The 12,672-nt window shown below is 72.7% G+C and carries 3 protein-coding genes; 2 read left to right on the top strand and 1 reads right to left on the bottom strand.

The window, feature by feature from the left end; genetic code table 11:
- Positions 1-85: 85 nt before the first annotated feature.
- A complete protein-coding gene (locus ACGFMK_RS47715) occupies positions 86-1,120 on the bottom strand; it encodes a 3-oxoacyl-ACP synthase III family protein (RefSeq protein ID WP_392778320.1) in 1,035 nt (344 codons plus the stop codon).
- A gap of 282 nt (positions 1,121-1,402) precedes the next feature.
- Between ACGFMK_RS47715 and ACGFMK_RS47720 the strand changes: the two genes are divergently transcribed.
- On the top strand, positions 1,403-2,590 hold the full coding sequence (locus tag ACGFMK_RS47720) for a cytochrome P450 (protein WP_392778323.1): 1,188 nt from the start codon (positions 1,403-1,405) through the stop codon (positions 2,588-2,590).
- A 26-nt stretch (positions 2,591-2,616) separates the two neighbouring features.
- Positions 2,617-12,672: beta-ketoacyl synthase N-terminal-like domain-containing protein (locus ACGFMK_RS47725; protein WP_392778326.1), on the top strand; the 10,056-nt coding region annotated here is incomplete at its 3' end.

A 12,672-nucleotide genomic window follows, 5' to 3' on the forward strand; every position in this document is an offset into this window, starting at 1 on the left:
GGCCAGCGGACGGCCAGCTGCCCGTCCCCGGCCAGGTCTCGCACCGCGCCCAGGCCGCTCACCGGCGCGGTGGTCTCCGGGGCGCTCATCGTCGCTCCAGCGCGAAACCGGCGCGGATCCACTTGCTCGACTCGATCGAGACGCACAGCGCGCGGTCGCCCTCGCCGAGCCGGTCCAGGGCACGCTCCAGCTGGAAGTACACCAGCCCGTTGCCGTTGTTGCCGGTTTCGTCGACGCAGTTGACGGTGTGCGCCCCGGCCAGCCCGTGGTGGTCGGCGAGGTGCCGGGAGATCCGTGCGGACATCCGCCCGGACAGCTGCGGCGGCAGCAGGTAGTCCACCTCGCTGTCCTTCCAGTCCAGTTCGTCCAGCAGGTCGTCGACGGTGGCGCCCGCCATCAGCGGGACGCGCCGCTCGATCGCCTTGTAGTCCTCGCTCGCGGGCACCCGCTCCGAGTCGCGGTCGACCGGCCCGAACCACTCCAGCGTCGCGCCGGGCTCGTGGCCGAGGCCCTCCAGCCGGGTCATGCTCGTGACGAGCGAGACCGCGTCCGGCACGTCGCGGGTGGTGAGCACGGCCGCGCCGGCCCCGTCGCCGAAGAGCACGAAGTTCACCAGCTGCTCCGGGGGCAGGCCGCCGAGGTCGGCCGACAGGTCGTAGAAGCGGGCCAGCACCTCGCCGCCCAGCACCAGCGCCGTCCGGTGCCGCCCGGCGAGCAGCAGCTGCCGCGCGGTGTCGAGCGCCTGCACGGCGCCGGAACAGCCGGCCTGCAGCTGCAGCGTAGTGACCCCGTCGATGCCGAGCCGGTCGGCGATCACGTTCACGGTGGCGGGCATCAGCGCGTCGGGCGTCGCGGTGCTCAGCACCACCAGGTCCACTTCGGACGGTGTGGTTCCCGCTCGTGCCAGTGCCTCGCGGCCCGCTTCGGTGCCGAGGTCGGCCAGCGAGTGGTCCTGACCGCCGGTTTCCAGGTCGAGGGCCAGGTGGCGGTGGCGGGTGCCGATGAAGGCGTCGACCCACTGTTCCCACAGGGTGTCCATGCCGAAGCGGGCGGCCAGCGCCGCGTTGCTCACGGGTGCGCCGGGCAACGCGGTCCCGGCCGACAGGACCCGGATGTCCACGTCGTTCTCCCTTCCCCGTCCCTCGGGACCGGTGTCGGTTTCCCGGCGCGGGTGAGCGCCGCAACCCCTTCCATGGTCGGCGGCGTCCTAAAGGCACCCCAAAAGCTGTCTTCAGTGCCCGAAATGCGCAAAGCCCGGTGCCGTGCCGGAGGTTTCGGCCCGGCAAGGCGGCACTGATGGCGTGCTAAAGCCGCGTTGCCGCGGGGCCGCCGCCCTGCTTACCGTCCTCGGCGGGCCCGTTCGGGCCGTTGCCCGTCCGCAGACAGCGCGAGGACAGTGACGATGACCCAGGCGCCTTTTCCGCAGCCGCGCGAGTGCCCGTACCAGGCCCCGCCCGGTTACCTCGCCCTCGCCGAGCGCGGGCCGCTGTCCCGCGTGACGCTGTTCGACGGCCGCGAGGTCTGGTTGGTCACCGGCTACGCGGCGGCACGCAGCCTGCTCGCCGACCGCAGGCTGTCGGCCGACCGGACGCGTGACGGCTATCCCCTCGTGGCCCCGCGGTTCCGGGCCGGCGTCGCCCGGCAGCTCGTGCTCATCGGCATGGACCCGCCCGTGCACGACGACCACCGGCGGCTGCTCAACCCGTACTTCAGCCTCCGCAGCGTCCGCGCGATGCGCCCGATGGTCGAGCGCATCGTCGACCGGTACCTCGACCACGTCGAGTCGCTGCCCCAGCCGGTCGACCTGGTGTCCGCTTTCACGACCCCGGTGCCGTCACAGGTGATGTCGGAGGTGCTGGGCCTGGCCGAGGAGGACCTGGACTTCTTCCAGGACGCCTCGCGCCGGCTCCTGCACGCGACCACCCAGGAGGACTCGCAGGCCGCCGGGGGTGAGCTGATCGGGTACCTGGACCGGCTGGTCACGCTGCGGCGCACCGAGCCCGGCCCCGGGCTGATGGGCGAGCTGGCCCCCGCGGTCGTGGCCGGGGAGCTGACGCAGCACGAGCTCGTCCAGATCGCGCTCGTCCTGCTGGTGGCCGGGCACGACACCACCGCCTCCACCCTGGCGATGTCCGTGGTGACGCTGCTCGACCACCCGGAGCAGATCGCCGCGCTCGGTGACGAGGAGCGCCTGCCCGCCGTCGCGGAGGAGCTGCTGCGCGTGCTTGCCGTCACCGACCTCGCCGGGGTGCGCGTGGCACTGGAGGACATCGAGATCGAGGGCACCACCGTCCGGGCCGGGGAGGGCGTGCTGATCTCCGCGACCCTCGGCAACCGCGACGCCTCCGTGCACGACGACCCGCACGCGATCCGGTTCGACCGCGCCGGCCGCAACCACCTCACCTTCGGCTACGGCATCCACCAGTGCCTCGGCCAGAACCTCGCCCGGCTGGAGGTGCAGGTGGCGCTGTCGAAACTGTTCGCGCGCCTGCCCGGGCTCAAGCTGGCCGAGCCGGCCGAGAACCTGCCCTACCGCGCGCCGGGAACCGGCACCGTGCAGGGCGTGAACCGCCTGCCCATCTTCTGGTGACCCCCCAGCGTGAGGAGCGGACGAGCGTGAGCCAGCCCAGCAGCCCCCTGAACGAGCACGCCGTCGCGGTGGTCGGTCTCGCCTGCCGCCTGCCCGGCGCGCCCGATCCGGCCGCGTTCTGGCGGCTGCTCTGCGATGGGGCCGACGCGATCACCACGGTGCCGGCGGACCGGTGGGACGCGGGTGAGTTCACCGACCCCGACCCGGGCGCACCGGGCAAGGCGGTTACCGCCGCGGGCGGGTTCCTCGACCGCGTCGACCTCTTCGACGCCGCGTTCTTCGGCATCTCCCCGCGTGAGGCGGCGAGCATGGACCCGCAGCAGCGGCTCGTGCTGGAACTGGCGTGGGAGTCGCTGGAAAGCGCCGGCATCGTGCCCGCCCGGGTCGAGGGGACGCGGGGCGGGGTCTTCGTGGGCGCGGCTTCCGACGACTACGCGACGCTCGCCCGCCGCGGCGGCCCCGGCGCGGTGACCCAGCACTCGCTCACCGGAACGCAGCGCGGCATCATCGCCAACCGCGTCTCCTACTTCCTCGGCCTGCGCGGCCCGAGTCTCGTCGTCGACACCGGCCAGTCGTCGGCGCTCGTCGCCGTGCACTCGGCGATGCAGAGCCTGCGGCTGGGGGAGTGCGACTTCGCGCTCGCCGGCGGGGTGAACCTGATCGTCGCGCCGGAGAGTTTCGTCGGGGCGTCGAAGTTCGGTGCGCTGTCCCCGGACGGCCGGTGCTTCACCTTCGACGAGCGTGCCAACGGTTACGTGCGCGGCGAAGGAGGCGGCGTCGTCGTGCTCAAGCGGCTCGCGGACGCGCTCGCCGACGGTGACCACGTCCGCGCGATCCTGCGCGGCGGCGCGGTCAACAACGAGGGCGCGGGCGCCGGGCTCACCGTGCCCAGCGTGGACGCCCAGGCGGACGTGCTGCGCCGCGCCTGCGCGGACGCGCGGGTGGCACCCTCGCAGGTGCAGTACGTCGAGCTGCACGGCACGGGCACCGCGGTCGGCGACCCGGTCGAGGCCGCCGCGCTCGGCGAGGTCCTCGGCACCGCGCCCGGCCGTGCCGCCGCGCTGGCGGTGGGCTCGGTGAAGACCAACATCGGGCACCTCGAGGGCGCCGCCGGCATCGCCGGTTTCGTCAAGGCGGTGCTGTGCCTGGAAAACCGGGTCCTGCCACCGAGCCTGAACTTCTCGCACCCGCATCCGGAAATCCGGCTCGACGACTGGCGGCTGCACGTGCAGCAGGACCTCGGCCCCTGGCCGGAGGAAGCGCGGCCGCTGCTCGCGGGCGTGTCGTCGTTCGGCATGGGAGGCACCAACGCGCACCTGGTGCTGGAAGCGGCTCCGGTGTCCGATGTGGACGGTGACGAGAGGGTGGTGCCGTGGCTGTTGTCGGGTCGGTCGGCCGGTGCGGTGACGGCCGCGGCCGAGCGTCTGGCCGAGGCCGGCCCGGATGTGGTGGGTGCGGCTCGGATGCTGGCGTTGGGCCGGGCGGAGTTCGGGTTCCGGGCTGTGGTGGTGGGTGAGTCCCGTGGTGAGCTGCGTCGTGGTTTGTCGGGTGTGGTGGCCGAGCGGGTGCGGGAGATGGGGAAGCTCGCGGTGGCGTTCACCGGTCAGGGGTCGCAGTGGGTCGGAATGGGGAAGGCTCTGTACGAGTCTTTTCCGGTGTTCGCGGAGACCGTGGACCGGTTGTCGGCGAAGTTCGGGTTGGTGGGTGATCCGGAGTCGGTGCATCGGACCCGGTGGACCCAGCCTGCCTTGTTCACCCTCGAGGTGGCGCTGTATCGGTTGTTGGATGTGCGGCCGGATGTCCTGATCGGACATTCGCTGGGTGAGATCACGGCGGCTCATGTGGCGGGTGTGCTGGATGAGGACGACGCAGTGCGGTTGGTGACGGCGCGGGCCGAGCTGATGGATTCGATCACCACTCCCGGGGGCATGATCACGGTCGAGGGTTCGGAGGAGCAGGTTCGTGCGTTGCTGACGCCGGGTTTGTCGATCGCGGCGGTGAACACGCCGGGTTCGGTGGTGGTGTCGGGTGATCTCGAGGAGATCGAGGCGTGGGAGGGGAAGCGTTTGCGGGTGTCGCACGCTTTCCATTCGGCGCACCTGGACCCGATTCTTGATCGGTTCGCGGCGGTGGCGAGGGAGCTGACTTATCGTGAGCCGCGGATCCCGATCGTGTCGAACCTGACCGGTGAGGTCGCCGCGAACCTGACTGATCCTCGGCATTGGGTGGATCACGTCCGCAACACGGTCCGTTTCGCGGATGGTGTGGCGACGTTGTCGGAGCTGGGTGTCACGCATGTGGTGGAGGTGGGGCCGCATCCGGCGTTGACGCCGATGGTCGAGCAGTGCGTTCCGGATCTGGCGGTCACGGGGCTTCTGCGGCGTGACACCGATGACCGGCGGGCGTTGTTCGCCGGGCTCGGTCGTCTGTGGACCACGGGTGTCGCGATCGACTGGGACCGGTTCCTGCCGGCGGCCCCGCACGTCGACCTGCCCACGTATCCCTTCCAGCGCAGGCGACACTGGTTCGACGCGCCGCTGCCGACCCCCGAGCCCGAGCCCGAAGGGGCACCCGACCTGCTCGACCTCGTCCGCCGCCACACCGCGGCCGTCGGCGGCTACGACGACCCCGCCGAGGTCGACGAGCGCGCGACCTTCAAGTCGCTCGGGTTCGACTCGCTCACCACCGTGGAGCTGTGCCGCACCCTCGCCGCCGCCACCGGCCGCGGCGTGCCGGTCAGCGCGACCTACGACCACCCGACCCCGGCGGCACTCGCCGCCCACCTCGAAACCGGCGGGCAACCGGAAACCGCCCCGGTGCGGCGCACGGAAAGCGACGAGCCGATCGCGATCGTCGGCATGGCCTGCCGGTTGCCCGGCGGCGCGAACACCCCCGAGGACCTGTGGCGTCTCGTGCTGGACGGCGCCGACGTGACCTCCGACTTCCCCGGCAACCGCGGCTGGGACGTCGACGCCCTCTACGATCCCGAACCGGGGATTCCCGGGAAGTCCAGCACCCGCCGCGGCGGGTTCGTGCACGACGCCGACCTGTTCGACGCCGAGTTCTTCGGCATCAGCCCCCGCGAGGCGCTGGCCATGGACCCGCAGCAGCGGCTCGCGCTGGAGGTCGCGTGGGAGGCCATCGAGCGCGCCGGGGTCGACCCGGCCTCGGTGCACGGCACCCGCACCGGCGTGTTCGTCGGCGCCACCGCCCAGGACTACGGCCCCCGGATGCACGAGGTGCGCCCCGGTGCCGACGGCTACGCCCTCACCGGCACCACCCCCAGCGTGGTGTCCGGGCGCATCGCCTACACCCTCGGCCTGCGCGGGCCGGCCGTCACGGTGGACACCGCCTGCTCGTCGTCGCTGGTCGCGCTGCACCTGGCCGCCGGGTCGCTGCGGCGCGGCGAATGCACGATGGCGCTCGCGGGCGGGGTCACCGTGCTCTCGTCCCCGGGCATGTTCGTCGAGTTCAGCCTCCAGCGCGGGCTCTCCCCGGACGGCCGGTGCAAGGCGTTCGGCGCGGACGCGGACGGCACGGGCTGGGCCGAGGGCGCGAGCATGATCGTGCTGGAACGGCTGTCCGAAGCCCGCGCCCGCGGGCACCGGGTGCTCGCCGTGGTCCGCGGGTCCGCGATCAACCAGGATGGCGCGTCCAACGGGCTCACCGCACCCAACGGCGTGGCGCAGCAGGAGGTCATCCGTGACGCGCTGGCCGCCGCCGGGCTGTCCGCACCGGACGTCGACCTGGTGGAAGCACACGGCACCGGCACCACGCTGGGCGACCCGATCGAGGCCCACGCGCTGCTGGCCACCTACGGGCAGGGCCGCGACGCCGGCCACGCGGTGCGGCTGGGCTCGCTGAAGTCGAACATCGGCCACACGCAGGCCGCCGCCGGGGTCGCCGGTGTGCTGAAGGTCGTGCACGCGCTGCGGGACGGGGTACTGCCCCCGACCCTGCACGCGGACGAGCCGTCGCCCCACGTGGACTGGGCCGCCGGCGCCCTCCGCCTGATCGGCGCGGCCGAGCCGTGGCCGGAGACCGGCCGCCCCCGCCGGGCCGCCGTCTCGTCGTTCGGGGTCAGCGGCACCAACGCCCACGTCGTCCTGGAGCAGGTGCCCGAAGACGTCCGCGAACCCGAGCCGGCGCTCCCGGCCGTGCCGCTCGTCCTGTCCGGCCGCAGCGAAGAAGCGTTGCGCGCCCAGGCCAAAGCGCTGCGCGAGCACCTCACCCCGGAGGCCGGGCTCCGGGCCGTCTCGCGTGCCCTGCTGGCCAGCCGGACCCGGTTCGGCCATCGCGCCGTCGTCGTGGCGGACGGCCACGAATCCGCTCTGGCCGGGCTGGACGCGCTGGCGAACGGGAAGCCGGCGGCCGCCGTCGTGACGGGGGAGGTCCGGAAACGCGGGGCGAAGGCGGTGTTCGTCTTCCCCGGCCAGGGTGCGCAGTGGGCGGGGATGGCCGTAGGGCTCCTGGCGGACGCGCCGGTGTTCCGCGCCCGGATGGCGGAGTGCGCCCGGGCGCTGGGCCGGTACGTCGACTGGGACCTGTTCGCCGTGCTGCGCGGGGATCCCGGCGCGCCGACGTTCGACGAGGTCGACGTCGTGCAGCCGGTGTTGTTCGCCGTGATGGTGTCGCTGGCCGCGTTGTGGCGCTCGTTCGGCGTCGAGCCGGCGGCGGTGGTCGGGCATTCGCAGGGCGAGATCGCCGCGGCGTGCGTCGCGGGCGGCCTGTCCCTCGAAGACGCGGCGAAGGTGGTCGCGCTGCGCAGCCAGGCCATCCGTGCGCTGTCCGGCCGCGGCGGCATGGTGTCGGTCTCGCTGGGCTTCGACGGCGTGTCCGAGCGGCTGCGGCCGTGGGGTGACCGGCTTTCCGTGGCCACCGTCAACGGACCGTCCACTGTGGTCGTTTCGGGTGAGCCGCGGGCCTTGGACGAGTTCCTGGCTTCGTGCGAGGCCGACGGCGTCCGGGCACGCCGGGTCTCGGTGGACTACGCCTCGCACTCCGTTCAGGTCGAGGAGCTCAAGGACACCCTCGCCGGACTGCTCGACGGGCTGCGGCCGCGCTCCTCCGCCGTGCCCTTCCACTCGACCGTCGTGGCCGCGCTCATGGACACCGCGGAAGCCGACGGTGACTACTGGTTCCGCAACCTCCGCCAGACCGTCCACTTCGAACCCGTCATCCGCGAGCTCGCCGGGCAGGGCCACGATTTCTTCCTGGAGATGAGCCCGCACCCGGTGCTGTCCGCGGCCGTGCAGGACACGGCCGAGGACGCCGTGTCGGTGGGCTCGCTCCGCCGCGACGAGGGTGGCCTGCCGCGGTTCCTGCGGTCGCTGGGGCAGGCGCACGCCCAGGGCCTGCCCGTCGACTTCACCGCGCTCACCGGGGACGGCCCGGTCGCGGACCTGCCCACCTACCGCTTCCAGCGCCGCCGGTACTGGCTCCCGATTCCGCCGGGCGGTTCGGACGAGCTCGCGCACCCGTTCCTGCGCCGGGAGACCCAGCTCGCCGACGGCGGTGTCGTGCACACCGGCGTGCTGTCGCTCGCGAAGTACCCGTGGCTCGCCGACCACGCCGTGTCCGGCACCGTGCTGCTGCCCGGCACCGCGTTCGTCGACCTCGCGCTCACCGCCGCCTCGGCGGCCGGGTGCGACACCCTGGACGAGCTGATCCTCGAAACCCCGCTCGTGCTGCCGCCGAGCGGCGAGGTCGAGATCCAGGTCACCGTCGGCGCCGCCGCGGAGGGCGCGCGTCCGGTGGCCGTCCACGCGCGACACGGCGGGAACGACTGGGTCCGGCACGCCACCGGCGTGGTCGGCTGCGACCGCACCGACGTGGACACCGCCTGGCTTCCCACCGGGGCCGAGCGGATCCCGCTCGACGACGCCTACGAGCGGCTGGCGGACACCGGGTACGAGTACGGGCCGGCGTTCCAGGGGCTCACCGCGCTGTGGCGGGCGGGCGACGACTGGTACGCCGAGATTTCGCCGCCGGTCACCGAAGCCGACGGGTTCACCGTGCACCCGGCCCTGCTGGACGCCGCGCTGCACCCGGTCGTGCTCGGCTCTGCCGACGTGCGCCTGCCCTTCGCCTGGCAGGGGGTGTCCGTCCACGCCACCGGTGCGTCCACGCTGCGCGTCCACGTCTCACCCCGGGACGACGGCAGCGTGGCCCTCGACGTCGCCGACCAGGCCGGTGCCCCCGTCCTGTCGGTGTCGTCGCTGGCCCTGCGGGAGGTCGACCCCACCCGGCTGTCGCGGCCGAGTTCGCTGCTGCGGGTCGAGTGGACCGCCGTGGCGCCGGGCGAACCGGTCGCCTTCGCGGTCTTCGAGCCGGACGCGCTCGAAGAGCGGCTGACCGCCCACGTGGTTCCGCGGGCGGCGAACGCCCGTGAGCTGGTGACCGGGGTCCTGGCGGTCCTGCAGCGGTGGGTGACCGACGAACGGTCCGGCGACGCGACCCTCGCGATCGTCTGCGACCAGGCGGACGGCGTGCGCGGTCTCGTGCGCTCGGCCGCCGTCGAACACCCGGGCCGGTTCGTCGTCGTGGACTCCGACGGTTCGGTGGAGCCGTCGGTCGTGCTGGGCGCGCTCTCGGGCGAAACCGAGGCGCGCGTGCGTGGCGGCGTGATCGAGATCCCGCGCCTGGCGCGGCTGGAGCCGGAGCCGGCCTCGGTGACCTGGGACGGAGGCACCCTCCTGATCACCGGGGGCCTCGGCGGCGTCGGCAGCCTGGTGGCGCGCCACGTCGTGGAGTCGTGGGGCGTGCGGGACCTGGTGCTGCTCGGCCGCCGCGGCCTGGACACCCCGGGCGCGGACGAGCTGGTCGCCGGCCTGACCGCGCTCGGCGCCCGGGTGGAGGTGCGCGCGGGTGACGTGTCCCGGCGCGACAGTCTCGAGGCCGCGCTGGCGGGGCTGACGGTGCGAGGCGTGATCCACGCCGCGGGCACCCTGGACGACGCGCTGCTCACCGCGCAGGACGCCGGTTCGGTCGCGAAGGTGTTCGCGCCCAAGGCCGACGGCGCCCGGCACCTGCACGAGCTGACCGCGGATCTCGACCTGTTCGTGACGTTCTCCTCGGTGATCGGCGTCCTCGGCGGTGGTGGGCAGGCCAACTACGCGGCCGCCAACGACTACCTCGACGGGCTCGTGGCCGCGCGTCGCGCCGCCGGGCTGCCCGGCGTGTCCGTCGCGTGGGGGCTGTGGGCCGACGCGAGCGGGATGACCGGGCACCTCGGCGACGCCGATGTGGCGCGCATGGCCCGCGCGGGCATCGCGCAGCTCGATGCGGTGCAGGCGCTGGAGATGCTCGACACCGCGGTCGCGGTGGAAGAGTCCACTGTGGTCGCCGCGAACTGGAGCCTGCCCGCGCTGCGCGTCCAGGCGGAGGCCGGCACGCTGCCGCCGGTGCTCCGTGGCTTGGTGCGCACCCCCCTCCGGCGCGCCACCGCGTCCGTCGCCGGCGGCTCGTGGGCGGACCGGATCGCCGCGCTGCCCGACGGCGAGCGCTTTCCCGCGCTGCTGGGGCTCGTGTCCGAGCACGTCGCGGCCGTGCTCGGACACGACGATCCGGCGTCCGTGGCGCCCGGCCGCGCGTTCAAGGAGATCGGGTTCGACTCGCTCATCTCGGTGGAGCTGCGCAACCGCCTGCAGGCCGCGACGGGCCTGCGCGTACCCACCACCCTGGTGTTCGACCACCCGAACCCCGCCGCCGTCGCGCGTCATCTGGAGGCGGAGATCGTCGGCGCCGAGCCGGTGGTCCCGGCGAGAGCGTCCGCTGTGGACGAACCGGTCGCGATCGTCGGTATCGCCTGCCGGTATCCGGGTGGGGTGCGCTCGCCCGAGGACCTGTGGCGGGTGGTGTCCGAGGGGGTGGACGCGATCAGCGAGTACCCCACGGATCGCGGGTGGGATCTGGAGAACCTGTTCGACCCGGACCCCGGCCACCCGGGGACGGTGACGTCGCGGTATGGCGGTTTCCTGCACGACGCGGCGGGTTTCGACGCGGAGTTCTTCGGGATCAGCCCGCGTGAGGCGCTGGCGATGGATCCGCAGCAGCGGTTGCTGCTGGAGACGACGTGGGAGGCGCTGGAGTACGGCGGAATCGTGCCTGCCGGCCTGAAGGGCAGCCGGACCGGCGTCTTCACCGGCATCATGTACAGCGGCGACTACGCGTCCCGGATCACGGAGGTCCCCGAGGAGCTGGAGGGTTATCTCCGCAACGGCAGCTACGGCAGCGTGGCGTCGGGGCGGGTGGCGTACACCTTCGGTTTCGAAGGTCCCGCGGTGAGTGTGGACACGGCGTGTTCGTCGTCGCTGGTGGCCATTCACCTCGCGGGGCAGGCCTTGCGGGGTGGTGAGTGTGATCTGGCGGTGGCCGGTGGGGTGACGGTGATGGCCACGCCGAACACGTTCGTCGAGTTCTCCCGCCAGCGCGGCCTCGCCGCCGACGGCCGGTGCAAGGCGTTCGGCGACGACGCCGACGGCACGGGCCTGTCGGAGGGCGTGGGCATGCTGGTGCTGGAGCGGCTGTCCGACGCGCGGCGCAACGGGCACCGGGTGTTCGGCGTGATCCGGGGTTCCGCGATCAACCAGGACGGTGCCTCCAACGGCCTCACCGCCCCGAATGGCCCGTCGCAGCAGCGCGTGATCCAGGAAGCGCTGGCGGCCGCGGGTCTCGGACCGTCCGATGTGGACGTGGTGGAGGCGCACGGCACGGGGACCCGGCTGGGTGACCCCATCGAAGCCCAAGCGCTCCAAGCAACCTACGGAACCACGCGAACGCCCGACACGCCACTCTGGCTGGGCTCGCTCAAGTCCAACATCGGTCACACGCAGGCCGCCGCCGGCGTCGGTGGCATCGTCAAGATGCTCCTCGCCATGCGCCATGGCGTGCTGCCCCCGACCCTGCACGCCCCTGAACGGTCAAGCCACGTCGAATGGGACGACACCGTCGCCCTGCTCACCGAAGCACGGTCGTGGGACACCGAAACCCGGCGGGCTGGGGTGTCTTCCTTCGGGATCTCCGGCACCAACGCCCACCTCATTCTCGAACAAGCCCCCGTCTCCGACCCGGTCGAACCCGCCGGGCCACAACCGTTGCTGGTCTCAGCCGCCACCCCTGAGGCGGTCGAAGAGCAACTCGAGCGGCTCCGCGACCTCGACGACAGCAGGGTGGCGGCCACCCTGGCCCACGGACGCACCGAATTCCCCTACCGCTCCGCCCTCATCGGCACCACCGCCCTGCCCGTCCAGCACGCCGGACAGCCACGACTCGCCATGATGTTCACCGGCCAAGGCTCCCAATGGACCGGGATGGGCAAAGCCCTCTACGACACCTATCCCCTTTTCGCGGACACCATCGACCGGCTGTGTGCGAAGTTCGGTGAGGACCTGCGGGAGGCGATGTTCACCACCCCGGATCTGGTCGACCAGACCCGCTACACCCAGCCTGCGTTGTTCACCTTCGAAGTCGCCCTCTACCGCCTGCTGGATTTGCGGCCCGAGGTCCTCATCGGGCATTCCCTCGGCGAAATCACCGCCGCGCACCTCGCCGGTGTCCTCGACGAGGACGACGCTGTCCGGCTGGTCACCGCGAGAGCGCAGCTCATGGACTCCGTCACCGCGCCCGGGGGCATGACCAGCCTCACGGTCACCGAAGACCAAGCCCGTGAACTGCTGACCCCGGGTTTGTCGATCGCCGCCGTCAACACCCCGACCTCCGTGGTTCTCTCCGGCGATCTGGCGGACATCGAGGCTCTCAACGGCAAGCAACTGCGGGTGTCGCACGCCTTCCACTCCGCCCACCTCGACCCGATCCTCGACCAGTTCGCGACGGTCGCGCGGGAGTTGACCTATCACGAGCCGCGGATCCCCGTGATCACCAACCTCACCGGCGGGGTCGCCACCACCCTGACCGATCCCCGGCACTGGGTCGATCACGTCCGCAACACGGTCCGGTTCGCCGACGGCGTCACCACCATGACCGAGCTGGGCATCACCGACGTCGTCGAAATCGGACCCCACCCCACCCTCACCCCCCTCCTCGACCACACCGGCCTCACCACCCACACCCTGCTCCGCCGC

It is taken from the genome of Amycolatopsis sp. NPDC049252 (assembly GCF_043197175.1).
Classification (GTDB): Bacteria; Actinomycetota; Actinomycetes; order Mycobacteriales; family Pseudonocardiaceae; genus Amycolatopsis.